This window comes from Streptomyces sp. NPDC017936 (assembly GCF_044328485.1).
Classification (GTDB): Bacteria; Actinomycetota; Actinomycetes; order Streptomycetales; family Streptomycetaceae; genus Streptomyces.
This window is the reverse complement of record NZ_JBIRHK010000028.1, coordinates 66,848-92,184: the sequence shown is the minus strand read 5'-3', so window position 1 is coordinate 92,184 and position 25,337 is coordinate 66,848. Positions and strand designations below refer to the sequence as shown.

Sequence of the window (25,337 nt, the reverse complement as noted above, 5' to 3'; positions counted from 1 at the left end):
TCACCGTTAACCGGAGTAGGGGGTACAGGCGGTACACCTTCACCCCCGCCCGGGTTGACCTCGTCTTTTTCGCCGGGGTCCTGGAAGCGCACCCCGAGCCAGGCGTAGTAGTTCACCTGGTTCGGGGTGCTGGACTCCAGCGTCGACAGGCCGTCGCGGGCCCGGATCTTCTTCCGCTCCACTCCGTTCCGCGTGCACTCGTCGTGGCCTCCGAATCGGGCCGTAAACGTCCGGTCCGTCCACTCCCGGTGGCCCTTGTCGGTGATGTACTGGTTGAAGACGTCGTGCAGCTCCCGCGCCTTCACGTGGCCGCCCCAGTCGAACGCCAGCACGTCGCCGATGAACGACAGCACCAGGTCGGACTCCCGGCGCCATGCCAGGGTGTCCTCCTCCACCTGGCGGGGCACGGGCGGCATGATGCGGTCGGCCGCGTACCACTTGCGCGCCCCGTCCACGAGCCAGGCCAGGACGGCCTCTGCGACCCGCTCGTCCGTCTTCACGCGCTGGCGCAGGTTCAGGTCCCCGGGGCGGTCGTTCGGCCCCGTGCACGCCTCCCCCGGCTTGCGGTACGTGAACGGGAAGCACAGCATGGCGAGGCGGCGCCACGTGCCGTGGTCGGACTCCTCCACCAGCGGCCGGGGGTTGGTGTTGATGACCAGGCTGTGCGTCGCCGTGAACGTGACGCTGTCCTGCCGCATCTTGCGCGCGGTGATCTGGTCCGTACCGGCCAGCTTCTTCACCCGGGTGACGTCCAGCTTCTTCGTCTCGGGGGTCTCCTCCAGCACCGCGAGGCGCGCACCGAGGAAGTCCATCATCTCGGTGGGGTGGTTGTCGCTCGCGTTGCCGAGCAGGGCCCGGTCGGCCACGGCCGTGTGGTAGCCGCCTCGCTTGCCGGCCGCCTTGGCGATGGCGTCCATGATCGTGGATTTGCCGTTGGAGCCGCCGCCCTGGCAGACCAGGATGATGTCGTCCGGCGGGGTGTGACCGGTGATCGACTGGCCCATGCGGATCTGGAACCACTCGCGCACCGCGTCGGGGACGGCTTCCAGCGCCTGCTTCCAGTCCGGGTGGAACGTCGACGGGATGTAGTCGCACCCGGTGATCTTCGTCATGAGCCGGTCCGGGTCGTGCGGCTCCAGGACGCCCGTGCGCAGGTTGAGGATGCCGTTCTGGCAGTTGATCGCGTCGGGGTCGTAGTCGAAATCGGTGGCCGACGACTCCAGGATGCCTTTGCTCAGCTTCAGCAGGTTGCCCAGCTTGGATGCCTGGAGGGACCCGCGCCAGCCGTCCATCTCGCTGCGGAAGTCCTTGCCCGGCTCGGCGCGCTGCCTGTCGAGCACCCGCTGGAACCCGGCGAGGGCCCACTGGCGGATGTCCTCGAGCACGGTGGCGTCGGTGCACTCGGTCCACACCTTGCCGTCCCAGCGCATCCACCCGAGCCCGGAGGCCCACCGGTAGCGGCCGTCCAGCGCCTCGGAGCACACCGTGTCGGCGAGGACGGCATCGGAGAACGCCGCGTCGCGGGTGTTGTCCGAGGGCATCTCGGTGGTGGCGGCGTCGCGCAGGCCCTCTAGGGTTCCGCCGGCGTGGAAGTAGTCGTCCACGCCCTTGACCGCCTGCTCCTCCACCTTCTCCGGGACGATCAGGTAGCGGATGTCCGCCGCGCCCTTGGACTCCAGCCACATGCCCAGCCGGCGCATGGCGCCCAGCACCATCCGGTTGTGCCGGGCGTCGGCGTCGAAACAGATGACGACGGTGCGCCCCTTGAGCGGGATGTCCTCCCAGTCGCCGAGGGTGCCCAGCCTCGAGCGCCAGTTGTAGACGCCGGAGAGGGCGACGACGGCCAGCCCCCTGGAGGCGAGGGAGTCCGCCTTCTTCACGCCCTCGGTGATCCACAGCGGGGTCGTGACCGTGCGGACGGAACCGGCGACGAGGGGCGGGACGTCCAGGCGGGGCTTCGTCGCCACGGGGGTGGCGTACTTCACGGTCTTCTCACCGTGCGGCTGCGGCCGGCCGGGCTTGAACTGGGCGCCGATGCGCTCACCGGTCACCCGGTACATCGGGATGAGCAGCCCGGGGAAGGCGCTCTCCTCGCGCCAGGCCCACACCGGGATGGATTCCTCGCGCAGGCGTGCGCGGTCCTCGGCGGTGCCGTAGAGGGTCTCGTAGCCGCGCGCGTCGCGGTGCTCGGGGCTGATCTCGCTGGCGTCCAGCTCTGCCGCGTGGTGGTCCGACACCTGCCCCGGGTTCGTGTCCACGTAGGTGGTCATGCGCTTCCTGCTTCCATGGTCCGTGCTTCCTTGGTCTGGTGGGGCGACGTGGGCACTTACGTTCTCCTCCCCTTCCGGCCGGCCGGGCGCCGACTGTCGAACCGGGCCGCCGAGGCGGCGTCCCACGCCGGGGCGAACCGGGCCCCGGTCCACAGGCGGTGGACGTCGGCGACGACGCCCTCGGGGTGCCAGACCCGCACCGTGTGGTCGCGCCCGCAGGAATCGCTCCTTCGGTGCAGGCCACGCAGCACGAGGACGATCATCCCGCTGCATCGGGCAAGCTCCCCCCAGCGTGGGTCGTCGAATGTATCGCTGGGCGGCTTAATCTCCACCCACACCTGGTCAGAGGCCCACTCGGGCCGGATCCGGAAGTCCGGCAGGTACCAGCCCCGCTCGAGCTGGTAGCCCTCGGGCTCGTACTCCCACGGGATGCCGGCGGTCTGACAGAACGTGGCGAACCGGGCTTCGGTGCGGGAGCGGAAAGCGCACCCGAACGCCTTCGTCTCTATCGCCTTGATGACCGGGCCGGCGCCGGTCATGACGCCTCGTCCCTCACGGGCACCGGCGTGTTGCGCGCGGCCTGCCAGGCGTCCAGCTCCTTGCGTTCCACCCGCACGCGGCCGTTGGCCGTCTTGTGCCGGGTCAGCGGGATCGCGTCGTCGTACAGCCACCGGTAGACCGTCCCCGGGGCCACCCCGGCGATGTCCGCCGCCTGGCGTACCGTCACAAAATCGACCATCTCTGCTCCCTGACGAGGTGTAAGTGTGCGTCCCGATGATACCCTCGTTTACACACGCTTACACGGTGGGTAGGTATCCCGGTGAACGGCGTGTTCGAGAGGACCACGGAACAATGACCAAGGAAACGCCCAAACTCGTCAATTCGTACAACGTCCTGGTGGACTACCGCGCCGGCGGACGGGATCAGACCTCCACGCGGTTCACGCTCGACGCCGAGAACCGCGCCGAGGCCAAGGCGGCCGGACGGCGCATGTTCGACGAGTGGGTGGCGTACAACCGGGCGCGAGGCTACGGCGACTTCACGGACCTGACCGTCATCTGCGTGAGGTGCACGTTCGTCGATTCGCGCACTGCTTGAGAGGATCACGGATCCATGACCAAGGAAGAGGCCGCCTACGCGGCCACGCTGAACCTGTTCGGCTCCGACATAGTCGCCCCGCAGTCCCCGACTGCGGACACCCTGCGCGGCCTGCGCCGGGCCGCCGGACTGTCGGTCGGCATCGCGTACTGCCCGTCCCTGGGCTGCACGGAGCCTTTCCCTCACGGCGGCCCCGTGGACGGCGAGGGCTTCGCCCGGCTCTGGGAGCACCTGATCACGGCCCACGACTACAGCGTGAACGCCGCGTCCAACGCTGCACGGTACGCGTGGGGCCTGTACCTCTACCCGGCGTTCCGCCCCGGCGCGGAAGTCCTGAGCGACGAGAGGACCGCAGCGTGAGCGCCGCCGACATCGACCGCAGGCTGCGGGACCTGCTCGACTCGCTCAGCCCGGAACAACTGGACCGGCTGGCCGTGCTGGTGCATGCGCGCACCTCCAAGACGCCCCCGCCGCCCACCGACGGCCCGCAGGCGTACCGAGGCATCCCGGTCCCGGAGGTGCTGCGGCCCAACTGGGACCAGCCCGAGGCAGGGTGGTGGAGCCGGGGCGCGGATGCCGCGCTGAACGCGGCCGTGCCCCTGTTGCTGGCACTGGCCGACACCAAGCCCTGCGAATCCGACTCTCTGGGTGCCTGCCTGACCCACGACTACCCGCCGCCGCTGTGTGCTGATGGCGAGGCGCAGCGGCTGCTGAAGGCGACGGAGGGCGAGGGATGAGCGGGACAGACCTGTATCGCGTGCTCTACACCGACTCGGACGGACACGAGCAGTTGACGGCGGCCATGACGCGCGACCATGCGTACAGCCGGGCGCGGGACCTGGAGGGCCAGGGCCACGCCGTCGGCTCCGTCATGGAGGACGGCGCGGCCAGGGCCTACATGCAGGACCGCTACGGAGCGACGTATCGGGGCGTGAAGGTGCCGGAAGACCTGCGGGCCGACGGCGCTCCGCGCAGCGGGTACGAGGCATGGAAGCGCGGCGTGGACGCCGCTCTGAACGCCCTGGGGAGGGACGAGGCATGAGCCAGACACTCCAGCTCAGGGAGTACCAGCGCGAGGCCATCGACGCCGTGCAGGCGGCTTGGGCCGACGGGATGCAGCGGCCGGCGGTCGTGCTGGCCACCGGCATGGGCAAGACGGTCGTCTTCTCCCGCATGTCGGCCGAGCACGTGGCGGACAAGGGGACGCGGGTGGTCATCCTCGTGCACCGCGACGAGCTGGCCGACCAGACGCTGGACAAGCTGAAGCAGACCGAGCCGTCCCTGTTCACCGGCAAGGTGAAGGCGGCAGACGACCAGATAGCCGCCGACGTCATGGTCTGCTCGGTGCAGACCCTGGCCCGGGAGACCCGGCTGCACCGGCTCATCGACTCGCAGGAGAAGTGCGGCCGCATCGGCCTGGTCATCGTGGACGAGTGCCATCACGCGGCGGCCGTCAGCTACCGCAACATCCTTGCCGCGCTCGGCTGCTACAGCGGGATGGACGGCGAGGACCCGACGGTGGCCGTCGGCTTCACGGCGACGCTGGCGCGCGGTGACGGCCAGGGACTCGGCGACGTGTGGGAGGACGCGGTCTACACCCGCTCCCCGCTGTGGGCCATGTCCCGGGGCCACCTCGTGGACGCGACGTCCAAGCTGGTCGACGTGGACACCCTGCACCTCGGCGACGTCAAGCGGTCCAAGGGCGACTACCAGGCCAAGGACTTGGGTGACGCGATGATGGAGGCCGGCGGCCCGCAGATCATCCGCAAGGTGCTGGAGGAGCACGCGGCCGGCCGCCGCTCCCCGATCGTCTTCACCCCGACGGTGGAGGTCGCACGGGCGACGGCGGAAGCCCTGGGGGACGCGGCGTACGTGCACGGCGGCACCCCCCGCGAGGAGCGGCTGAACATCTACCGCCGGTTCCGCACCGGCGAGATCCGCACGCTGGTCAACTGCATGGTGCTGACCGAGGGCGCGGACTTCCCCTTCGCCGACTGCGCGGTGATCGCCCGGCCGACGAAGTCCCAGCCGCTGTTCATCCAGATGGTGGGCCGTGTCCTGCGGCCCTCCCCGGCCACCGGCAAGACGGACGCGCTGGTGCTCATCCTCGCCGGCGAGGGCGGGAGCCTGTGCACGCTGGTGGACCTCGAGCCGGGGTTCGAGGGCACGGTGCGCGACGGCGAGACGCTGGCCGAAGCGTACGAGCGCGAGGAGTCCCGTAAGGACTCCAAGGTCCCGGCCGGCTCACTGCGGTTCGAACTGCGCCACCGGGACCACGATCTGTTCTCCCGCTCCGAGGCGTACACGTGGCTGCGCACCCACGCGGGCGTGCAGTTCATCCCGCTGGGCGACAGTGGGGAGATCGTGCTCTGGCCGTCCGGTGCGGGCCCGGAGAAGTGGGACGTAGCCTACGTCAACCCGAGGGCCACGTACGAGGCCATCGTCGCGGGGCGGGAGCGGTGGGAGCGGCTGCACGAGGGCCTGGACCTCGGCATCGCCATGGCGTGGGCGGAGACAGAAGCCACGGACCGCAGCTCGCTGAACATGACCAAGTCGGCGGCGTGGCGGCGGAAGCCGGCGTCCCCGAAACTGGTCGGCCTGCTGCGGTACGCCGGGCACACCGTGCCGGACGGCATCCGGGCGGGTCTCGCCTCGGACCTGTACGCAACCACCCTCGCCTCCCGCAAGCTGGACCGTTTGATGCCGCGCGACAACGGGGTATGATTTAGTTAAACCGACAGGAGCGAGGACCACGGAATGGACGAGACGATGCTGCGGACAATCATCCGCGAAGAGATCACCCTGGCGATGAAGACGTTGAGCCGGGTGGCTGACGATGCCTCTTCCAACTACATGCAGTTGGAGGCTCGGCAAGGAGAAGCGGACGGTTCGCTCGCCCTGGCGAGTGCGGCCGGAACGTACTTCGAGTCAGCTTACGAGGCGGACACTGCCGTAGCTGACGAGCAGCGAGCCGCAGCGGCAGTCAACCCGTTCGAGGACCGGCCCGCCGCAGGGACCGACCCCGTGACGACGGCCGCCATCAGGGCCGAAGTCCTCGACGCCCTCAAGGACTTGCGCAGTGCGTTCTACATGTCTGGCTCGTCCGAGGACTACCGCATCGCCGAGCGGCTGGACGGACTCATCACGGCACGCGAGACCACCGACGAGTGACCCAACACGGGAGGGCTGCGGCGGCCCTCCCCACCAGGCCGTTAGGCCATTGACCAAGGAAGCAGGAAGGTACCGCAATGCAGTCGACCCCTGAGCGCAGGCCGTGCGGGACGTGCGGCAAGGAGTGCAGCGTCAACGCGGACGGCACGGTCCGCCACCACCTCACCGACAACCCCGACTGGCAGGCCGGCCCGGACAGCCGCAAGTGCAAGGGTGCGGGGCAGCCGCCCGCTACGGCGGCCGGCGTCGCCCTCGCCGAGGACATGGAGACCGGCCAGCCCCAGTGCCGCCTGTGCAAGCACCCCGTGGTCTTGACCGGCAACGGCCGGGCCCGCAGCCACCTGACCCCGGAGGCGACGCCCCGGCCCTGCCCCGGCGGCTCCGACTTCCCCCTCGGGCAGTACCCGGACATGGTCGGCACGACCGACGGCCTGGTGGCCACCCTCCGCGCCGAGTGCGAGCACGTGCCGGTCGGCCAGTGCTACGCCTGCTACGGCGCGGCCGTGCCGGGCGTACCGGTCGGCGACGGGGACGGCACCGAGCCGAAGCCCGAGCCGCGCGAGAGCATCACGCGCACCGGGACCAACAACGCTGTTGTGGCGGCGGCCCCGTGGGGCGTGGACGCGGCGGCCGTGCAGCAGCCGACCATGGCCGACCAGCTCAAGGCGACGCCGCTGACGGAGGCCCTGGCGCGGGAGACGCGCGGCGTCGGGACGGTCTTGGACGCGATGGACGACGACACCCGGGCCGAGGCCGAGCGGTTCATGGCCATCGCGGACGCCGGGCTCGTTATCGCCGGCCGGGGCAAGAACGGCCGCCCGTACTGCGGCGAGTGCAACACCGACAACCACCGATGCCCCGGCTGCGGGACGTCCGTGCCGCACGGCGTTGTTGCCTGTGCGGAGTGCACCGCGCGGGTCGACGCGGAGAAAGCCGCGCGGCAGGCGGCGTGCACGCACCCGGACGGCTTCCGGGACACGCTCAGCATAGACGGCCGGGAGGTCCCCGCCTGCGAGCACTGCGACGCCGTGGGCTGGTTCACCCCGCCCGCGAGCAAACTGCCGCAGGGCGAGACCGAGGACGGCCGTCCGTGCGACCACACCGACGGGGTGTTCGGCGTGGAGGACGGCCGAATGGTGTGCGTCGCCTGCGGCATGCCGTGCACCCACCCCGACGGGTTCACTGAGAACGACCCCGTGGAGGACGACGGGGAGGGGCTGATTCTCCGGTGCGGCCTGTGCGGTGCGGTGGACTCCGGGGACGAAGAGACGCACGTCGTCACAGACGACAGCGACGACCCGGAGCACGCGGACGACTGCCCGGGCTGCCCCGACCCGGAGCTGCCCAACTGCCCGCATCCGGAGACGCACCGGGCCGGTTGCGGTTGCCCGGACGACGACAGCCAGGACCCGGCGGCCGAACGGCCCGACCCCAGCGTCCGCCTCGGGGACCTGGACGAGGGCGACCACTTCATCCGGCGCGGCACGCTCATGCGGCTGACCGAGCGGGAGTCGAGCACCTCGGTTCTGGCGGTCGTTGTCGGCGGCCCGTACGACGGACGCACCGGCGAGCTGAAGAACCCGAACGAGATGGTGGAGCGCGCGCCGGCTCCGGCCGACGCACCTGTCCGAGTCGGTGACCTGGAGGTGGGCGATCACTTCGTCCGGCGCGGCGTGGTCATGCGCGTGACGGACACCGTCGGAGAGATCGTCTACGCCGTCGTCATCGACGGCCCGTACAAGGGGCGCAAGGGCGAACTGCCCGACAGCGACGAGACGGTGGAGCGCACGCACTGCCGTCACCACTACATCTACGCGGATGACGGCCAGTTCGGCCACAGCGGAACGTTCTGCGACTACTGCGGCGCCGGGCAGCCGGCGACCGAGACGACCACGGAACAGGAGACCACGGGGTGCACGGACGAGACGACGCAGCCGCAGCGGCCCGCTTCTTCGGCGGCATCGACGCCGACAACGACCGGCCGGACCACGGTCCCGGCCCCTGGTTCCCCGCAGCGTACGAAGGTGAGTGTTCCGGCTGTTTCGCCGAAATCGGAATCGGTGACATCATCCGCGCCGACGGCGAGGGTGGCTGGCAGGGACAGGAGTGCTGCGGTGACGACTGACCAGGCGAGTGCGGCAGCGGCGTTCCTCGGGAGCGGCCGGCCGGCGGCCCCGACGGGCCAGGCCGACCAGAGCGCTGCGGCGGCGCAGTTCCTCGCCGGCGGATCGGGCGCGCACGGGGAGAAGGAGACCAAGCGCGACCGGTACGGCCGGTACCTGATCCCGCACCCGGACACCGGCAAGGAGAAGGCGTGGACACGGTCCACGACGTTCGCCAAGTCGATCAGCGACACCTACGCCCTGTCCCAGTGGGGTCTGCGGATGTGTCTGCTCGGGGCGACGATGCGGCCGGACATCGTCCGGCGGGCGCACGGCAAGCACGTGCGGGAGGACAAGAAACTGCTGGACGAGCTGACGGCGGAGCTGAAGACGGCGGCCGGTGACAAGGTCGCCGCCAATGACGGCACCGCGATGCACTCCTTCACCGAGATGGCTGACCGGGCCTGGCACTCTCCCGGCGGGCCGCGCAGCATCTTGGACCAGGTTCCGCCGGACTGCCGCGAGATGGTGGAGACCTACATCCGGCTGCTGGAGGAGACCGGCTTGGAGCCGGTGGCGGACCTCATCGAGTTCACGGTGGTCGTCAAGCAGTACGGCGTCGCGGGGACCAGTGACAACTGCTACCGGGCCACGAAGCCGCTACTGCTGAAGATCGGCCGGACTGAGGTCCGGCTGGAGCCCGGAGAGTACGTCATCGGCGACAAGAAGACCGGCCGGGACCTGGACTATGGGTGGCAGGAGATCGCCATTCAGCTCGGCACCTACGCGCAGGGGCTGAACACCGCCGGCCGGTGGGACCGGCACGAGGAGAAGTGGTACCCCAAGCCGCTCGGGGACGCCAAGGTCAGGCTGGACGTCGGCGTCGTCGTGCACCTGCCTGTCGACAAGGAGTCGGAGAAGACGCCGACGGTGTACGGCATCGACCTGGAGTCCGGGTGGAACGCGGCCGTGCTGTGCGAGCGGGTGAGGGCCTGGCGAAACGTCCGCACCCTCGCCTCCCCGGTGATGGTGTCTCAGGCGGACGCGCCCCCGTCGCGCCCGGAGGCCACGGTCGTCTCCCGCACGACCGTGCGCCCGCCCACGCTGATGGACAAGGCACAGACGGTCTCGTCCAGGGGCGACGCGTCGGCGGTGTGGCAGGAAGCCACGGCGGCCGGCCTGCCCGAGGCGGAGGTGGACAAGCTGGTCGCCGTCATGCGGGACCGGTTGAAGAAACTCGCAGAGCCGGCCGGCTGAGAGAGGGTTTAATTAAACCTCCCCAGCGGGTATCATAAAAGCACACGGAACGCTTCAACTCCGGGCGTAACTCACCTGTGTGACGTACTGTCACAACCCGCCCGGGTCAACTCCACAGTGACCGCCCCGGGGCCAACCCCCCTCGGCTCCGGGGCTCAGGAAGACCCAACGACGACCGTCGTAGCGATACAGCCCTCGGGGCGACAACGCGACATCGGCGGTCGGCTCGGGGTCTGGCGGCGGCCGTAAAACGCTGGAAGCGCGGTAGCTCAACTGGCCAGAGCCCCGAGGACCCCGGTTCACCCCCGTGCCGGACAGACCCTCGGAGATCCGGGTTCGAGACCCGGCCGCGCACAGGAGCCTCGCACCACCGGCTCCCCCTCCCCGCCACCGGCGGCGAGGATCACAGGATCACAGCAGACAGGACACAGGCATGACCACTGCACCGCAGACCGACCCCTTCAGCGCCGACTCGGCGAAGGCCGCCCAGTTCCTCGGCGGCGGCACCGTCGCCGCGAAGTTCCCGAAGCCCGGGTTCACCGTGGAGGGGACGATCATCGCCTGGCGGATGGCGCCCCAGACCGACATGGAGTCGGGGGAGCTGCTGTTCTGGGAGGGCCGGGACAAGGTCGAGCAGAGCAAGCTCCGCAACCCCGCGACCGCCAAGCCGGTCGAGCAGCTCGTCATCGAACTCCAGGGTGAGCCGACCGGCATCACGTGGGAGACCAACCGGTACGTGGAGAAGCCGCTCCCCGACGACGACGGTGTGCGCACCCTGTACGTCAAGGGAAGTCTTCAGTTCGCCGTCGGCAAGGCCATGCGGGAGGCGGGCAAGCCGAACCAGGCACCCGAGATCGGCGCCTACCTCAAGGTGCAGCGCGGACAGGACACCAAGCGCCCGGGCAGCAAGTACTTCAGCTACTCCTACGTCGCGCAGTACACCCCGGCCGAGCAGAACACCAAGGCGGCCGGCAACTTCCTCGCGCAGGGCGAGGGCGGTGGCCAGGCCGTCGACCCGTTCGGCGGCAACTGATCCGTTCGGTGACTGAGCGGATCTAGGGCACCATAGGAAGACCCCCGGGAAGGGCGCTCCCGGGGGTCTTCCCGTTTGTGCATCATGTCAGGCCGCGACCTTCCGCCGTCGGCGGGCCGGCTTGGCCGGCAGCGGCTCGAGGGCCACGGCAGCGCCGGGGAGGCGGGGCCAGGCCACTTTGCGCAGGGCCTCGGTGTGAGCCTTGGGCACCTCCACGACGGGTGCCCCGTAGGCGGCGTGCCCCGCCGCGCGCAGCCAGGCGGCGTCGCATTCGTTGTCGTCGGTGAACTCCCGGCCCATCCGCTTCAGTGCCGCCACGACCATGGCCGTCTTGTCGGCCACGTGCCGGCCGGTGGCGTACGTCTTCAGCGTGGAGGCGTTGACCAGGACGTACGGGACGCCCGCGTGCATGAGGGTGAGGCGGACCGTCGCGTGCACCATGGGGATCGCCTTGGCGGCGGCCCCCTTGAAAACCCCCGGATCGTCCTCGATGACGGCGAGGTCGGGGCGGCCGACGCGCAGGGCCGCACCGATGCGCTCCTCGATGCTCAGCAGCCGTCGGTCGCCCTCGCCCCTGGGTTTGATGACGGCGGTGGAGCCGTCGGGCATGGCGACGCCCGTGGCCGTCATCGACAAGTCCAGTCCCATGATCCGCATTCCTTGGTCCTCCGCCCCGGTGCATCATTTCGTTAAATCAAACTTACCCACTACGCTGAGCTGCCACGCTTTACGGGGTTTGCGCCGACGACGGCGCGATCCCGCGTGATGCCGAGCACGCCCCGGTGGGTACGCTCGGGTCAGGACCATGGACTGAGGAGCGATGACAATGACGAGCCCTGCACCCCTGCCCGGCCTGGAGGCCGTGGGCAAGGCAGGCACCTGGACGATCACAGATCAGTACGGTGCGTCCATCACCATCACCGGGGAGTTGCTGGGCATGGGGTCCAGCTTCCGGCCCCGGCACCAGAACCACCCCGGCACCGAGTTCGCGCCGCCCCGCACGCACTGCTCGACCTGCCGCTGGACGGAGATCCGTATCTTCGCCGTGGACGAGGAGAAGGACAACCCCCAGCCGCTGCCGTACCTGGTCGTCAAGCGTGGCGCCTCCACCATCCCCGGCGAGAAGGACTTCATGGAGTGGGAGAGCCTGGTCACCGGGGAGGAAGTGCTGGAGAAGCTGACCACCCGGCGACGCGGAGGGGAGGCGTTCCTGACCGCGCCGGCCTCCCGGGCCGCGTCGCAGGCCGCCTCGTTCGACCCGAACGTCCGCGACGCCTGGCAGAACCGCGCGGTGCGCTGACCCCGTTCGGCGCCCGCGCCGTCCGCTGGTACCGTCCCCGGCCGCGACACAGCCGAGCGGAGGGACGACGACGTGGGCAAGCACAGCGCGCAACGCATTCCGGTCCGGGAGCTGAGGGGCGCCTACCTGCGGCTGCGGGAGACGTACGAGCGGCTGCTGCGGGAACACCTACAGCTCACGGGCGCGTACACCGGCCTGCTGGACGCCTCGTCCGGCGGGCCGTCGTCGTACGGGGCCGGGCTGGTGCTGTGGAGGCCGCCGGCGCACCTCGCCCACGGCCTCGAGCCGATGGACGTCGATACGGCCTGCGACTGGGTGCGGTCCTGCGGGCTGCTGACATCTGCGGGGCTTGAGACATGACAGCCTCGGGTATATCGATTAAAGTAAATCATCTGTCCGTACGCACCCGAGGAAGGAACCATGACCGTGACCGCGCAGGAGCGTCCCGCACGCGGGCGTCCCCGACCCCAAGAGACCATCGAGCGAGACCGGCAGATTCTCGACCTGCTCAAGGACAACCCCGGCGGCCTGACCCGCAACGACATCGCCGAGATGATGGGGCTGGAGAAGGTCAAGACGTACTTGTCCCTGGACCGGCTCCGCCGCGACGGCCTGGCCCAGAAGTCCAAGCCCGAGACGTCGCAGGCCGACAAGGACACGCTGTGGGTGCCCACGAGGGAGGCTTGATGCCATCGGAGCACACAGCCCGGGACCGGGAGCCCGCACACGGCCCAGAAGCCGAGGGTGCGGGCTCCCTGGTTGTCGGCATCGACCCCCAGCGGGTGGAGGATCTGCGCCGGAGGTTCCGGGAAGTCGGCGAGGGCCTGGCGGGCATGAGGTCCGCCCTACAGCCGGCCGTGCAAGCGCTGCGCCTGCTCCACCGCGTGGACATACCCGAACCGATGTCCCAGTACGACGCCGGGGACGCAATGCGCTGGAGCCCGCCGTCCGAGGGGGAGGAGACACCGCCGTGCCCGGCATGACGCCCGCCGTGTTCGTCGTTCTCGTCCCGACGGTCTACCTGCTGTCCGGCGCCTTCGGTCTGCTGCTTACCACCTTCGCCCACGTGGTGAGGCTGCAAGGACTCCCGCCGGTGCTGCGAGGCGCCACCGGATTCTGGGGCCTGTTTCACCTCGCCGCGCGGGCCTCGGCCACGTGGCCCTGGACCTGGAGGAAGTGGACCGATGGGTAACCGCCTGACCGTCGCCGTCGTCATCCCCACCATTCCCGGGCGCGAGGCCATGCTGGAACGCGCCCTCGCCTCCGTACGCGCACAGCGCCGCCGGCCGGACCAGGTCATCGTCGAACGGGACTCCCTGCGCACCGGGGCGGACCAGGCCCGCAACCGGGCGCTCCAGCGGGTCACCTCGGACGTGGTGGCCTGGCTCGATGATGACGACGAGTTCAAGCCCAACCACCTCATGGCCTGCATGCGCGTGATGGAGCAGTCCCGCGAGAAGCCGGACCTGGTCTACCCGGCGCCGGTGGTGCGCGGCGGCGTGGACCCGACGGCCGTCTCGGTGCAGGGCCAGTGGGTGTCCCCGTGGGGCGTGCGGTTCGGCCCGGAGCAGGAAGCCCATTTGCGTCGGTTCGGGTCGTTCATTCCGATGACGCACGTGGTACGCACCGAGCTGGTCCGGACCGTCGGGGGATTTTGTCCTGGCCAGAACGTGACGACAGAAGGCGTCGGGCGCCGCTACCGTGGCGAGGACGAGGATTACCTGGTACGCCTGCTGGACGCCGGCGCCACGTTCGAGCACCTTGACGCACGGACCTGGATCTGGCATGTACACGCGGGGAACACAGCGGGCAAGGGACTCGTCCCGACGGACATCTGAACACGGAAACGGGAGGAAGTCGTGCCGACCACCACAGTCACGACAGGACCACCGACCACACTCGCCGACGCGGTCCGGGACCGCATCCTCGAGCTGCACAGCCAGGGCGTGCGCACGTTCACCGCCGGGGACTTCCCCGGAGCCGCCCGGCGCACCGGCCGCCCGGACACCTGGGTGGCCGATCACCTGCTGGTGCTCGAGGGCATCGGCGTCCTGCGCCGCGTGGGCCGGGCCGGCGCCGGACCGCGCACCTGGACTGTCAGCCCCGGCTCGGAGTACCTGCGGTGACGCGGCGCAGGAAGTTCGGGTACGTCTACGGCGGGACCGCCGTCTACGGGGGACAGACGCGGGCGCTCGACGGGACAGCGTGGTCCCTGGGCCCGTGCGACGAGGTCCGGCTGCGTGCGGTGGCCGCGCGGGACCTGGCCAAGGCCGAGGGCGTCCCGCTCGCCGGAATGGAGATCACTGAGTTCTGGTACAGCGAGATCGTCACGGAGGACGGCGGCCCGGACCGGACGGAGGGTGCCGACCCCTTCCGCCCCCACGGGCCGGACCCGTTCAGCCCTGTCCCCGGGGACACCTGACGGAGGGACAGCCGGCCCCTGCGGGACAACCGCAGGGGCTTTTCCGTGCCCGGGGTTGCGGCGGGCCAGGCCGGGCAAACTGATTTAAGGAAATCAGACCAAGGAACGAGGAGAGCAGTCGTGGTGGGTCAGGAGAGCACCGGTGCGGAGACGACGGCCGCGGAGGCGCTGATGGCCGTCGTCGGGGACAGCCCGCACGACGCGCGGCGCGTCATCCAGGCCGCGTCCTTCCGGGACAGGGCGTTGATCGTCGCGTGGGCCGAGGAGCTGTCCCGCCTAGCCCGGCAGGGACAGACCGACTACGAGTCCCGCGAGCGCGAGGAGTGGCGGGACAGGGACATCTGACGGGACAGAGGGACAGCGAGCCCCTGCGGGACAGACCGCAGGGGCTCTTCCGTGTCCCCGAGGGGACAGTCCCCGTGTCCCCCACCGGGACATGACGGCGGGACAGACCGGGCGTCCCGTCGGGGGACATGTCCCCGGGACAAGGTTTGCCGGGACAGGGGACACGGGGACAGATAGCGTGTACGATGATTTAAGGAAATCAGCACCGACCAAGGAACCTGGACCAAGGAAGCGAGGACACCATGTCCCTCACCCTGTCCCCGGGGATGATGTCCCGGGACAACGAGCAGGCGCAGCGGATCGCACGCGCCGCCCTCATCACCGCCGGCGTCGTCATCATCGTCCTGACCGGGGCCGCGTTCTGGCTCTCCTACGCGCACCTCGCCGAGGTCGCAGGCAGCCACGGCCTGGGAGCCTCCCCGATCCGTCAGTGGGCCTGGCCGGCCACGCTGGACCTGTTCATCGTCTCCGGTGAACTCCTCATGCTGGTGGCGGGCCTGAAGGGCCGTAGGGACTGGTGGGCGGTCGCCCTGACCGTCGCCGGCTCCGTGGGCTCCATCGGCCTGAACGTGGCCGGTGTGGGCGCCGACGCGGAGTTCCTGGACTACGTCGTGGCGGCCGTACCTCCCACCGCCGCGCTGCTCGCCTTCGGCGCCCTCATGCGCCAGGTCCACCTCATCGTGTCCCCCGGGACCGTCCCCGCCGAGGACGGGGACAAGGGGACGGAGGGTGTCCCGGCGCCGGTTGTCCCCCGGGACACGACCCTGGATGCCCCGGTGTCCCCTGTCCCGGCCGTCGTGTCCCCGGCTGTCCCCGAGCCGGTCCCGGCGGCGGTGTCCCGGACCCGCGCGGCTGTCCCCGCCGTGTCCCCCGCCCGCCCCTCGGTCCACATCCACGTGGACAAGACGGTGGCTGAGATCAAGGCCGCCCGGGACACCGAGGGGGACAAGGGACAGGCGAAGATCGATGTCCCCGAGGAGGCGCTGGGCAACCTGACGGCCATCGTCCGCTTCCTGCGGGACACGGACCACACCGAGAAGGAGATCCGGAGCATCGTCCCCACCCTCCCGGGACACGAGGAGACAGCCGACGCGAAGCGGGACAGCCTGAAGAAGGCGATCCAGCGGACCCGCCCGAAGGAGGCGTAGAACGGCCTTGCGGTCGGCCGTCGGCCGCGAGACCCTTGATTTAGGTAAAGCCCTACCGGGGACAACCCTGGTAGGGCTTTACGACTCTCAGGACCAAGGAATCAGGAAGAGGACCCAGGAATGAGCGACACACGCACCCCTCCCAACCCGTTCACGGCCGCCGGCCGGGCCCACGGCAAGTCCAACGAGGAACTGCGCGACCTCGGCCTGGACGGCCAGGGCAACCCCCTGCCGTCGGAGCCGAAGAAAAGCAACGGCGCAGGTCAGCAGCCCTCCCGGCCGGGTGGCTCCCGGGGCCAGTCCCTCGCGCAGCTCGTGCAGTCCATCGGGTCGGTGGAGCTGAGCAACCAGGACGACCTCCACGCGTTCTGCGAGGCGTACCGGGGCCTGCTCAACTTCCTCGCCGTGTCGGCCAAGATGGCGGAAGGCCAGCTCAAGGCGTCCGCGCGGGCGCAGGCCCGGCAGGCCAAGGACGGCTGGATGAACCCGCTCCAGGCGGGCAAGCTGGCGAACACGCTGCGGCAGGTGGGCAAGGATCTCGACCACCTGGCCAGCTCCTGCGTCGCCGGCGCGGCCGACGCGGTCAAGGCGTGGCGCCGGTTCGAGACGCTGCTGGACGAGCTGGAGTCTGAGCGCAAGGTCAACCGCCCCGGGGGCCGCCGTGGCGGCTTCCACGTGGTCTGAGGGCGGTGGACGTCATGAGCAACCACCCTCGGTTCAGGGGATACGCCCTGTTCAACGTGCCCGAGCGGGTCACGTCGTACGTCCTGCCGTGGTTCATCGTGGTCGCCGCCTGGCCGCTGGCCCTGGTGCTCCACCTCGTCATCGGCGACGACCCGCTGTGGATGGCGTTCCTCGCCGTCGGGTTCACGTACCTCGTGTACGCCACCTGGACGACCTGGACGGTGCGCCGCAAGGACACCCGGACCATGGCCGTCGTGTTCGTCAGCACCGTCCTGACCTGGGAAGTCTTCGCCGTCACCATCCGGCCCTGGCAGGCCGACGTGGCCAAGGCGTGGGCGCTCGGCGGCCTCGTCATGTCGGTCGCGTGGTGCGTGAGGCACGCGGCCCTGTCCGGCGTGAGGGACACCGACAAGTCGCAGGAGAGCAGCGGCAGCGGCGGGATGCTGGACCGCATCCGGGCGTTCAAGGACGCCCGGGTCGGCAAGGTCACCGAGTCGCCGGACGAGCTGCGCACCCGCGTCCACCTGGACGCCCCGACCACGGCGAAGGACGCGCAGGACGCACGCGAGCAGCTCGCCGCTCTCGCCGGCGTCGGCGCCGACCAGGTCAAGGTGCTCAAAGTCGCAGGTCACGAGGGGCAGGTGGACGTCGTCGTCAACCGCGCCCCGGGTGAGTCCAAGCCGGTCGTGTGGACCGGCCCGCGCCACCTGGGCAAGTCCATCGCGGACGCGCCGATCTGGCTCGGCCGGCGCACCGACGGCTCGGACATCAACTGGTGGATCGTCGGGTCCGAGGACGACGAAAACCCCAGGCCACTGGCCCACACGAAGTGCACCGGCATGACCGGCGCGGGCAAGACGGAGACCATCTGCACGGCGATTCTCCAGATGCGCGAGCGCACCGACGTGGTCCCCGTCGTCGCCGACCCGGCCAAGTTCCAGCAGTCCTTCGGCGACATCGAGGAGGTGCTGGGCCTGGCGGCGAAGACCCGCGAGGCGTCCGAGCAGCTCGTGCGCAACCTCGTTCCGCTCATCGAGTACCGGGCGGGCCTGTTCGGCACGCTGACCCGGGCCGATGGCGGCAAGGGCTACAAGCAGTGGGTGCCCGAGCTGTACACCCTGCACGGCATTCCGGCGGTCTTCCTGGACGTCGAGGAAGCCGCCGACGTGCTGATGGCGGTGGACGAGGAAGCCGATGAGGCGCTGCGCAAGCTGCGGTCCATCGGCGTGCACTTCTGCGCGTCGATGCAGACCATGCCGCACGACAACATCCCCCGGAAGACCCGGGGCCAGTTCGCGCAGTCCCTGGCCCACGGCCAGAAGGAGTACCAGGACGCCAGGTACGCCCTGGAGGCCGAGACGCTGGAGGCCGGCGCGGACCCGACCAGGTGGGCCAACAACGCCCCCGGTTCGCTGTATGCCGAGGTCACGGGCACGGACAAGGCCCACTGGCCGGTCGACGGGCGGGCGCCGCGCGTGAGGGCGGCCGACCGGGCGGAGATGATCCGGGCCACCCGGCCGTACTGGGCCGAACTGGACGAGGGCTCCTACCGCATCCTCGCGGCGGGCGTCGTGGACGAGCAGGACGGGGCCGCGCCGGCGGCCGTGGAGAGCACGGTGGACGACGACTTCGCGGAGGTGCGGGACATGGCGCTGACCAGCGCGGACGGTATCGACACGGGCGAGCCGCTGGCCGCGCCGCGCGGCCCGGCCGTCACCATCTGCGAACCGGTGCGGGTGCGGATGAGCGAGGACGACGCCCGCGCGGAGCTGCTGAACCGGCTCAACATCCTGGCCAGCGGCGAGCGGCCGGAAGTCACGTTCGAGGCCCTGGCCGACCTCCCGGACCTGACCGGACAGCCCCGGTGGTGGGTGTACGACCAGCTCGAGCAACTGGCCGACGACGGGGTGCTGAAGCGCATCACACCGCCCAACGAGCAGGCGGTGTACGAGGTCGCCGGCAGCGTGTTCGCGGAGGCGGCGGCCATGTGACGGTGCGGTGATTGGCGCACCGCCGGGGCGGGCATCTCGTGTCAGAGGTGCCCGCCCTGACGCGTTCCTGACGGGCCTCGGGGGCACCCCTGGCGCGTCAGCAGACACCGCCTGGCAGTCAGCGACACCAGGCAGTGACACGGGCCTTACAGGGGCGCTGACGGGTCCGGCGGGTCTGCGGCCTCAGGTTCTCCCCCGCCCGGCCCGGCCGGCGCGGACAACGCACAGTGACACGAGGAAGGCTGACACATGACCAAGGAACAGGACTGCACCGCCTGCGGTGTCCCGGCGACCCTCACGAAGACGCTGCCGCTGTGCTCGCGGTGCGCGCTGGCCGTCGCCGAGGAGGCGCTGGGGTTCGTCTTCGCCGGGCTGCGCTCGGACGCCGGCGTGATCGAACTTCCCGCCGTCCCCGAGGACCGGATGAGCCCGGCGGCGGCCGACGACGTGGCGCACCAGCGGCTGGCCGCGCTGCGCCGGCGGGGGGTGGAGCGGGTGACCTTCGGGGACCTCAAGGAGCTGATGGAGATCACCGGGCGGTCCCGCCCGTGGGTGTACCGGTGGCTGGACGCCCGGGTGAGGGACGGCGACCTGGTCAAGGACTCGACCCCGGAGGGCGTGGGGTACCGGTTCGCCGCGTAGCGTCGGCGGGGTTGTGCGGTCGGCCGGAGTATGGTTTAGTTAATTCATCGAGACCGACCGTTGGAGGAACTGATGATCTGGACCGTGGAGACGCTTCGCTCGGGAGTCGCACTGGAAGTCGCCTCCGACGACCTCGGGACGATGGGCGTCCCGGGTACGTGGCACCGAGTCCGCCAGGGCGACCGCGTGTCGCGCCCTACGCGTAACCGGGGCGACGCGCTCCGCCTGTTCCAGCGCAAGGCGTTCCGGGCCTCCGGAGCCTGACCCACCGACAACCCAACAGCCCCGGAGCCGCAACGGCCCGGGGCTTCGTCGTTCGCCGCCTGATTGGGCAGTTCGCGGTCGTGGTACAACTAAACCGGGACCGCAGACGCGGCCCCGACCAAGGAACCGAGGAATGATGACCATGGAGATGGAGCGGAGGCATGCCCCCGTCCCCGGCGAACTGCTGGAGTACCTGAAGGCCAACCCGACGACGGCGCAGCAGGCCGCCGACGGCGGAGTCCACGTCCACGTGCATCACCACTACGCGCCCCCGGCGCCGGCCGTCCCCGCAGGAGCGGTCGTGCACCAGGGGCCGCAGCCGACGATGGCGCAGAAGATGATCCCGTGGCTGTGGACGGCGCTGCTCGCCTGCATTGTGCTCACCCTGTGCGCCGCCGTGTTCGCCATGGTGGCGGTCGTGGCGACGGTGTTCCTGGTGGGGCTCGCCCTGCTCGGCCTGGTGGTCGCGTACATCATCAACTCGCAGGGGTCCACGGCCATGGCGAAGGCCACGGCCGGCGCGATGCTGAAGGACGGCAAGCACCGGAGGCGGTGAGCTGCGATGGCACGGCCGAACGGGAGAGGCCCGGATCCGTGGGGATTCGGGCCTCTTTGCGTCACGGGCTTGCGCGGCCGGCTTCACCCCTGGTTTAGTTAATTCATCGGAACCGCAGACCAAGGAACGAGGAAGCGATGCCCGAGACCCCCGCCGACCAGCCGAGCCCGGTCACGTTCCACTGGATCATGACCGCCCGTACCAGTGACGGACGCGAAGGCACCAACGACGGCCGGATCGACGCCACCCCCGGGATCCACACGCACCATTCGACCTACTCCGCCGTCCGCAAGGCCATGGCGGAATGGCTGGGCACGGAGGACTTCATCGTCCTTTTCTTTTCCGCCACGCCTGACCGGATCTGACCATCCCGCAGCACCACTGACCAAGGAACGAGGAACCCATGACCAAGGCCCGCCCCGGCGCCGTCCGCGTCGTCTCCTTCGGCTACGGCCACGGCGACGCCCCGGCCGCCCACCTGACCCTGGACCTGCGCGCCCACTTCCGGGACCCTCACGTCAGCCCGGCCATGCGGGAGCTGACCGCCGCACACCGCCGGGTGCGCCGGATCGTCCTTGGCACCCCGGGCGTCAAGGCCCTGCTGACCGCCACGGTGCGCGCCGTCCAGGCGTACGACGCCGGCCCGTCCGCACGGGACACCGTCATCGCGGTCGGCTGCGCCGGCGGCCGGCACCGCTCCGCCGTCGCCGCCGACGTTCTCGCGCGCCGGCTGCGGCGCCGGGGCCACGAGGTCACGGTCGAGCACCGCGACCTGCACCGCCCCGTCATCGCCCGCTGAGCGGGTTGGTGTGAAGCCCCGGGACCGCTACGGTTCCGGGGCTTCGCCGCGTCCGGGGGTTGTCCCGTCGGCACCCCCATGATTTAATTAAGTCATCAGCAACACCGACCAAGGAACGAGGAAGCCATGGACCGCCGCAACGTCACCGGCCACGACGGCACCGTCCACGAGGGCCTGTTCAACACCCACACCGGGTTCCTGATCGACCTCACGTGCGACGAGAACCGCTACGCCGTCGTCCGCCACTACGAGAAGCTGGACCCGGCCCGCCTCACCGACGCCCCGCTGACCTGCGCCGGCTGCACGGCCGCCGCCGGCGGCGACGCTCCCCACCCGGCGGACCTGGCCAGGGCGTGCGCCGACGTGGTGCTGGCCTACGCCGACCGGCGGGGCCACGTGCCGCCGCTCGACAATGAGGCGCTGCGCCTGGCCTTCGTCCGCATCGCCAGCGACGACGGGGAACTGCGCCCGGTCTTCGAGCGCCTGGCTCGGGGCGTGTACGACCCGGAGAACAATTACCGGGTCGAGCCGCTGTACCCGCTGATCCGGGAGCACCTGACCGACGACCTCACCGCGCGGGCGCTGACCGTCCCGGAGGGCACGCCCGAAGTGCTGATTAGGTATACGCGTTGGACCGGCGGCAGCGTCCAGGTCCCGATCGGCGTCGGTGACCGCCTGGTGTGGGACGGCCTGGCCTCCGGACACTGGGACCGCTTCACGGTCCTCGTGGTCGAGCACGGAGGCATCATCGCCCAGTCGGACGACGGGTGGAGGAACCACTTCAGCAAAGACGATGTGCGCCGGTTCTTCGCCTACAAGACGGACCGCGCGCCGCAGCCGGCTGCCGTCTGACCGCTGTCCGATCCGAAGCCCCGGAGCCCCACGGCCCGGGGCTTCGTCGTGTCGGTGATTCGGCGGATCCCAGGTACCGTGCCCGCGCCACACCGCAGGAGAGGAGCACCGGTGACACAACTGCTGGCAGTCCTCGTCCCCACGCGGGGACGCCCCCAGAACGCGATCCGGCTTCAGCAGGCGTTCGACGACACCGACTCCCTGAACGCCGTACCGGTGTTCGTCGTCGACTCCGACGACCCCGAGCTGCCCGTCTACTGGGAGGCCGCCGGGGACCGGGCGATCCGTCACATCACCGTCCACGAGGGTGCCACCGGCACCGGCATGACGGCCGCCCTGAACCATGCGGCCCGTCACTTCGCCGGCGAGTACGAGGCGCTGGGCTTCATGGGCGATGACCACCTGCCGCGCACGGCCGGCTGGGACGCGCACGTCCTCGGGGCGCTGGGCACCGGTGAGCCCCGCATCGTCTACGGCGACGACCTGCTCCAGGGCGAACGGCTGCCGACGGCCGCCTTCATGCCCTCGCGCATGGTCCGGGCGCTCGGCTACATGGCCCCGCCGGTCCTGCGGCACCTGTACGTGGACAATTTCTGGCTCGCCCTCGGGCTGCATCTCGACGGGCTGCGGTACCTCCCGCACGTCGTCATCGAGCACCTGCATCCGGCGGCCGGCAAGGCCTCCATGGACGCACGGTACGCGGCCGTCAACGCCACCGAGGCGGACATGCTGGACCGCCAGGCGTGGCGGCGGTTCCGCGACGGCGACGGGTTCGCCTCCGCCCTGCGACGGGTGCGCGCCGAGTACGGGCGGGATGCCTCGTGAGGGCGCTCGTCACGGGGGACCGGGGGTTTCTCGGACGGCACTTCACGGCGGAGCTGAAGCGCCGGGGCTGGGACGTCGTCGGCTGCGACGTGAAGACCACCCGGACGCAGGACTGCCGGCGGCTGTTCGCCGAGGACGTCCGGCTGCATACCATGCCGCACTGGGACCTGGTGGTGCACTGCGCGGCCGTCGTCGGGGGCAGGGCTGTCATCGACGGCGACCCGCTCGCCACGGCGGAGTCCCTGTCCATCGACGCGGAGATGTTCCGCTGGGCGGCCGTCGCGCGGCCCGGCCGGATGCTCTACTTCTCCTCCAGCGCGGCGTACCCGGTGGCATACCAGACGGGGGTGTGGAGCGACGAGACCCTGCGCGAGGACGACGTCTGGCTGTCGCGCACTGTCGGCATGCCGGACCAGGTGTACGGCTGGTCCAAGGTGACCGGCGAGCTGCTGGCGGCCCGGCTGCGCGAGGCCGGGGTGCCGGTGACCGTCGTGCGGCCGTTCTCCGGGTACGGCGAGGACCAGGACGACACGTACCCGTTCCGGGCGATCCTCGAGCGGGTGCACCGCCGCGAGGACCCGCTGACGGTGTGGGGCACGGGCGAGCAGGTGCGCGACTGGATCCACGTGGACGACGTCGTGGCCGGGGCACTGGCCGTCGCGGAGTCGGGGACCGAAGACCCGGTGAACCTGTGCACCGGCCGGGGCACGTCGTTCCTGGAGTTGGCGCGGATGATGGCCGACGTCGCGGAGTACGAACCGGAGATCAAGCCGTTGCCGGGGCGGCCGGCCGGGGTGGCGTACCGCGTCGGCGACCCCGAGCGGATGCACCGGTACTACCGGCCCCGGGTGCGGCTGGAGGACGGGATCCGGCGCGCGCTGAACGTGATCTGACGTCCGGGGTTGTCCCGTCGGCCCGATGATGGTTTAATTAATTCATAGCGGCACCGACCAAGGAACGAGGACCAGATGAACGACGCCACCGCCCGCCCCCTGCTGGCAGAGGCCCGCGAGGCCGCCGACACCTACCTGGCCGGCATGCTCAAGGACGGCCGCCTGACCGAAGAGGCCGCCGCCGGCCTGGCCACCATGGGCTTCACCGTCACCACCCGCGTCCTCGCCGACATGCGCACCCGGGACGGCCTGAACCCGCAGGCCATCACCGGGGCGTGGAAGCGCCGGCTGGACCAGGCGCGGCGGGAGCACGACGCCCGGGGCACCGTGGCCGCCGGCTACGCCCTGGCCATCTGGGACGGCATGCAGCGCGACCTGGCCGCCTTCCTGCGCGAGACGGAGGCGGAGCAGCGGTGAAGATCGGGCCGCGCACGGGCGAGGTGGACAACCGCTTCAACCACTACTGGTGGCGGAAGATCAATGGAACCCGGTACCACTTCATCCACGTGAAGGTGACCCGGTTCGGCGAGCCGTACGTGATGGCCGCCAACGACAGCACGGGGGAGCTGGTCCGGTGCACCTGTCCCCGGACCGACTGCCCGACGCCCTGACCAAGGAAGAGAGGAACCCGTGAGCACCGAGACCGAAGTGACGGCGATCGTCCGGGAGATCAGCCACCGGGTATGCGTCGACCTGCCGGACCGGCCGATCATCAAGACGTTCACCGGGAGCCGTCGGAAGCTGTACGGCCTGCGCATCGAGTACGGCGCCCGCCGGGACGTCTCCCGCGTGGACATCACACTGGAGTTCCACAACGCAGCCGAGCACTACCCGCCCGTCATGGAGATGCCCGGGTGGATGCTGCGGATCGTGGAGGCCCACCGGCCGCGCGACGTCGACAGCCCCGACGCGGACCGCCGCACCGGCATGGGCGGCTGGCCGCTCCCGTGATCCGACCCTGACCAAGGAATGAGGAACCGATGACCCTGTACCGCCTGACTCGGACCCTGCCCGACGGCACGGTGAAGACCAACCCGACGGCGCTGCGCACGCTGCGCGAAGTGGAGTTCGCCGTCTCGTACTGCCTGATGGACAACTCCCGCGTCCCGCGCGGCGAGGCCCGGCGGTTCGCGGCCTCCCTGACCGGCCGGCCGCTCGGCGAGCCGGTGCGGCATGAGTCGTCCGGCTACGCCTTCCGCGTGGACCGCGTGTAGAAAATTTTCGACATGGGGGGTGACATGTGTACAGCCGGTTCCAGGTTCTCCGTGGACAACGCCATCGGCATCGTCCCGGGAAAACCGTGGGCTGTTCGGGACCACGTACTGGGGCGGGTGGCCCAGACTGCCGGCCGCACGGGGCCGTTGGCGTACTTCGCTACGAAGGACGAGGCGGACACCTGGGCTGACGGCATGAACGCCAGGCAGGACGACGGTACGGCGCCGGCTTACGAGGTCGAGGCGTACAGCGGTGAGAGCGCGGAAGGGTTCGCACGGTTCGTCGCGGACCACACGCCGACGGGTCCTGGTGAAGTGAAGTTCGTGGACCTGCCTCCGCTGTGGTGGGAGGCGTAACCGCTGATCGATACAACGAAACCCCGGAGCCTCCCCGGCCCCGGGGTTTCGTTGCGTCCGGGGGTTGTCCGGTCGGCAGAGCTATGATTTAATTAAGTCATCGGGCGGGGTTAC

General features: G+C 70.3%; 35 protein-coding genes and 1 tRNA gene. 32 read left to right on the top strand and 4 right to left on the bottom strand.

Going from position 1 to position 25,337, the window contains the following annotated elements:
- The 3 genes from ACH4F6_RS38215 to ACH4F6_RS38205 all read right to left on the bottom strand — a co-directional run.
- A partial coding sequence (locus ACH4F6_RS38215) for a phage/plasmid primase, P4 family (protein ID WP_397965164.1) occupies positions 1 to 2,270 on the bottom strand: 2,270 nt, incomplete at its 3' end.
- Between the two features lie 56 nt (positions 2,271 to 2,326).
- Positions 2,327 to 2,809 carry a hypothetical protein gene (locus ACH4F6_RS38210; RefSeq protein WP_397965163.1) on the bottom strand — a complete coding sequence of 161 codons (483 nt, stop codon included), beginning with the start codon at positions 2,807 to 2,809 and terminating at the stop codon, positions 2,327 to 2,329.
- On the bottom strand, positions 2,806 to 3,009 hold the full coding sequence (locus ACH4F6_RS38205) for a helix-turn-helix domain-containing protein (RefSeq protein ID WP_397965162.1): 204 nt from the start codon (positions 3,007 to 3,009) through the stop codon (positions 2,806 to 2,808). The genes ACH4F6_RS38210 and ACH4F6_RS38205 overlap by 4 nt, the downstream gene beginning before the upstream one ends.
- Positions 3,010 to 3,122: 113 nt before the next feature.
- Here ACH4F6_RS38205 and ACH4F6_RS38200 point away from each other — a divergent pair, with 113 nt between their 5' ends.
- The 9 genes from ACH4F6_RS38200 (at position 3,123) to ACH4F6_RS38160 (ending at position 10,931) form a co-directional block, all read left to right on the top strand.
- The gene (locus ACH4F6_RS38200; protein ID WP_397965161.1) at positions 3,123 to 3,368 is read left to right on the top strand and encodes a hypothetical protein; all 246 of its coding nucleotides are present in this window, start codon (positions 3,123 to 3,125) and stop codon (positions 3,366 to 3,368) included.
- Between the two features lie 15 nt (positions 3,369 to 3,383).
- Entirely contained in the window at positions 3,384 to 3,728 is a 345-nt protein-coding gene (locus ACH4F6_RS38195) for a hypothetical protein (RefSeq protein ID WP_397965159.1), read from the top strand.
- Positions 3,725 to 4,105: a hypothetical protein gene (locus tag ACH4F6_RS38190; RefSeq protein WP_397965158.1), complete on the top strand. Its 381-nt coding sequence runs from the start codon at positions 3,725 to 3,727 to the stop codon at positions 4,103 to 4,105. The genes ACH4F6_RS38195 and ACH4F6_RS38190 overlap by 4 nt, the downstream gene beginning before the upstream one ends.
- On the top strand, positions 4,102 to 4,410 hold the full coding sequence (locus ACH4F6_RS38185) for a hypothetical protein (protein ID WP_397965157.1): 309 nt from the start codon (positions 4,102 to 4,104) through the stop codon (positions 4,408 to 4,410). Before ACH4F6_RS38190 ends, ACH4F6_RS38185 begins: the two co-directional genes overlap by 4 nt.
- On the top strand, positions 4,407 to 6,092 hold the full coding sequence (locus ACH4F6_RS38180; RefSeq protein WP_397965156.1) for a DEAD/DEAH box helicase: 1,686 nt from the start codon (positions 4,407 to 4,409) through the stop codon (positions 6,090 to 6,092). The genes ACH4F6_RS38185 and ACH4F6_RS38180 overlap by 4 nt, the downstream gene beginning before the upstream one ends.
- Positions 6,093 to 6,125: 33 nt before the next feature.
- Positions 6,126 to 6,539 carry a hypothetical protein gene (locus tag ACH4F6_RS38175; protein ID WP_397965155.1) on the top strand — a complete coding sequence of 138 codons (414 nt, stop codon included), beginning with the start codon at positions 6,126 to 6,128 and terminating at the stop codon, positions 6,537 to 6,539.
- A 77-nt stretch (positions 6,540 to 6,616) separates the two neighbouring features.
- On the top strand, positions 6,617 to 9,898 hold the full coding sequence (locus ACH4F6_RS38170) for a hypothetical protein (protein WP_397965154.1): 3,282 nt from the start codon (positions 6,617 to 6,619) through the stop codon (positions 9,896 to 9,898).
- 258 nt (positions 9,899 to 10,156) lie between these two features.
- A tRNA-OTHER gene (locus ACH4F6_RS38165) sits at positions 10,157 to 10,253 on the top strand.
- Positions 10,254 to 10,331: 78 nt separating this feature from the next.
- Entirely contained in the window at positions 10,332 to 10,931 is a 600-nt protein-coding gene (locus ACH4F6_RS38160; protein ID WP_397965153.1) for a hypothetical protein, read from the top strand.
- An 87-nt stretch (positions 10,932 to 11,018) separates the two neighbouring features.
- Here the strand turns inward: ACH4F6_RS38160 and ACH4F6_RS38155 are convergent, their stop codons facing one another.
- Entirely contained in the window at positions 11,019 to 11,579 is a 561-nt protein-coding gene (locus ACH4F6_RS38155) for a Holliday junction endonuclease (protein ID WP_397965152.1), read from the bottom strand.
- 178 nt (positions 11,580 to 11,757) lie between these two features.
- Between ACH4F6_RS38155 and ACH4F6_RS38150 the strand changes: the two genes are divergently transcribed.
- From ACH4F6_RS38150 to ACH4F6_RS38040, 23 genes are all read left to right on the top strand, one after another.
- Complete coding sequence (locus ACH4F6_RS38150; protein ID WP_397965151.1) at positions 11,758 to 12,231, top strand: hypothetical protein; 474 nt, start codon at positions 11,758 to 11,760, stop codon at positions 12,229 to 12,231.
- A 72-nt stretch (positions 12,232 to 12,303) separates the two neighbouring features.
- Positions 12,304 to 12,591 (top strand): hypothetical protein, encoded by a 288-nt coding sequence (locus ACH4F6_RS38145; protein WP_397965149.1) that lies wholly within the window; start codon positions 12,304 to 12,306, stop codon positions 12,589 to 12,591.
- A gap of 60 nt (positions 12,592 to 12,651) precedes the next feature.
- Positions 12,652 to 12,918 carry a winged helix-turn-helix transcriptional regulator gene (locus ACH4F6_RS38140; protein ID WP_397965147.1) on the top strand — a complete coding sequence of 89 codons (267 nt, stop codon included), beginning with the start codon at positions 12,652 to 12,654 and terminating at the stop codon, positions 12,916 to 12,918.
- A 283-nt stretch (positions 12,919 to 13,201) separates the two neighbouring features.
- Positions 13,202 to 13,423, top strand: a complete 222-nt coding sequence (locus ACH4F6_RS38135; protein WP_397965146.1) for a hypothetical protein — start codon at positions 13,202 to 13,204, stop codon at positions 13,421 to 13,423.
- Positions 13,416 to 14,069 carry a glycosyltransferase family 2 protein gene (locus ACH4F6_RS38130; RefSeq protein WP_397965145.1) on the top strand — a complete coding sequence of 218 codons (654 nt, stop codon included), beginning with the start codon at positions 13,416 to 13,418 and terminating at the stop codon, positions 14,067 to 14,069. The genes ACH4F6_RS38135 and ACH4F6_RS38130 overlap by 8 nt, the downstream gene beginning before the upstream one ends.
- A gap of 21 nt (positions 14,070 to 14,090) precedes the next feature.
- Positions 14,091 to 14,357, top strand: a complete 267-nt coding sequence (locus tag ACH4F6_RS38125) for a hypothetical protein (RefSeq protein ID WP_397965144.1) — start codon at positions 14,091 to 14,093, stop codon at positions 14,355 to 14,357.
- A complete protein-coding gene (locus ACH4F6_RS38120) occupies positions 14,354 to 14,653 on the top strand; it encodes a hypothetical protein (RefSeq protein ID WP_397965143.1) in 300 nt (99 codons plus the stop codon). Before ACH4F6_RS38125 ends, ACH4F6_RS38120 begins: the two co-directional genes overlap by 4 nt.
- 120 nt (positions 14,654 to 14,773) lie before the next feature.
- The gene (locus ACH4F6_RS38115; protein WP_397965142.1) at positions 14,774 to 14,998 is read left to right on the top strand and encodes a hypothetical protein; all 225 of its coding nucleotides are present in this window, start codon (positions 14,774 to 14,776) and stop codon (positions 14,996 to 14,998) included.
- A gap of 242 nt (positions 14,999 to 15,240) precedes the next feature.
- Complete coding sequence (locus tag ACH4F6_RS38110; RefSeq protein ID WP_397965141.1) at positions 15,241 to 16,146, top strand: DUF2637 domain-containing protein; 906 nt, start codon at positions 15,241 to 15,243, stop codon at positions 16,144 to 16,146.
- Positions 16,147 to 16,266: 120 nt separating this feature from the next.
- Positions 16,267 to 16,830, top strand: a complete 564-nt coding sequence (locus ACH4F6_RS38105; RefSeq protein WP_397965139.1) for a hypothetical protein — start codon at positions 16,267 to 16,269, stop codon at positions 16,828 to 16,830.
- Between the two features lie 14 nt (positions 16,831 to 16,844).
- A complete protein-coding gene (locus ACH4F6_RS38100) occupies positions 16,845 to 18,821 on the top strand; it encodes a hypothetical protein (RefSeq protein WP_397965138.1) in 1,977 nt (658 codons plus the stop codon).
- Positions 18,822 to 19,070: 249 nt separating this feature from the next.
- A complete protein-coding gene (locus ACH4F6_RS38095) occupies positions 19,071 to 19,463 on the top strand; it encodes a hypothetical protein (protein ID WP_397965137.1) in 393 nt (130 codons plus the stop codon).
- Between the two features lie 397 nt (positions 19,464 to 19,860).
- Positions 19,861 to 20,283 carry a hypothetical protein gene (locus tag ACH4F6_RS38090; RefSeq protein WP_397965136.1) on the top strand — a complete coding sequence of 141 codons (423 nt, stop codon included), beginning with the start codon at positions 19,861 to 19,863 and terminating at the stop codon, positions 20,281 to 20,283.
- A 137-nt stretch (positions 20,284 to 20,420) separates the two neighbouring features.
- A complete protein-coding gene (locus tag ACH4F6_RS38085; RefSeq protein WP_397965135.1) occupies positions 20,421 to 20,648 on the top strand; it encodes a hypothetical protein in 228 nt (75 codons plus the stop codon).
- A 38-nt stretch (positions 20,649 to 20,686) separates the two neighbouring features.
- Entirely contained in the window at positions 20,687 to 21,082 is a 396-nt protein-coding gene (locus ACH4F6_RS38080; protein WP_397965134.1) for an ATPase, read from the top strand.
- 126 nt (positions 21,083 to 21,208) lie between these two features.
- The gene (locus ACH4F6_RS38075) at positions 21,209 to 21,934 is read left to right on the top strand and encodes a hypothetical protein (RefSeq protein ID WP_397965132.1); all 726 of its coding nucleotides are present in this window, start codon (positions 21,209 to 21,211) and stop codon (positions 21,932 to 21,934) included.
- Positions 21,935 to 22,045: 111 nt separating this feature from the next.
- Positions 22,046 to 22,759 (top strand): glycosyltransferase family 2 protein, encoded by a 714-nt coding sequence (locus tag ACH4F6_RS38070; RefSeq protein ID WP_397965131.1) that lies wholly within the window; start codon positions 22,046 to 22,048, stop codon positions 22,757 to 22,759.
- Complete coding sequence (locus ACH4F6_RS38065) at positions 22,756 to 23,652, top strand: NAD-dependent epimerase/dehydratase family protein (RefSeq protein WP_397965130.1); 897 nt, start codon at positions 22,756 to 22,758, stop codon at positions 23,650 to 23,652. Before ACH4F6_RS38070 ends, ACH4F6_RS38065 begins: the two co-directional genes overlap by 4 nt.
- A gap of 75 nt (positions 23,653 to 23,727) precedes the next feature.
- Positions 23,728 to 24,069, top strand: coding sequence for a hypothetical protein (locus ACH4F6_RS38060; RefSeq protein ID WP_397965129.1), 342 nt, complete (start codon positions 23,728 to 23,730; stop codon positions 24,067 to 24,069).
- Positions 24,066 to 24,263, top strand: coding sequence for a hypothetical protein (locus tag ACH4F6_RS38055; RefSeq protein ID WP_397965128.1), 198 nt, complete (start codon positions 24,066 to 24,068; stop codon positions 24,261 to 24,263). Before ACH4F6_RS38060 ends, ACH4F6_RS38055 begins: the two co-directional genes overlap by 4 nt.
- A 19-nt stretch (positions 24,264 to 24,282) precedes the next feature.
- On the top strand, positions 24,283 to 24,603 hold the full coding sequence (locus ACH4F6_RS38050) for a hypothetical protein (RefSeq protein WP_397965127.1): 321 nt from the start codon (positions 24,283 to 24,285) through the stop codon (positions 24,601 to 24,603).
- A 29-nt stretch (positions 24,604 to 24,632) separates the two neighbouring features.
- Positions 24,633 to 24,866, top strand: coding sequence for a hypothetical protein (locus ACH4F6_RS38045; protein WP_397965126.1), 234 nt, complete (start codon positions 24,633 to 24,635; stop codon positions 24,864 to 24,866).
- Between the two features lie 117 nt (positions 24,867 to 24,983).
- The gene (locus ACH4F6_RS38040) at positions 24,984 to 25,223 is read left to right on the top strand and encodes a hypothetical protein (RefSeq protein WP_397965124.1); all 240 of its coding nucleotides are present in this window, start codon (positions 24,984 to 24,986) and stop codon (positions 25,221 to 25,223) included.
- The last annotated feature ends 114 nt before the right edge of the window (positions 25,224 to 25,337 follow it).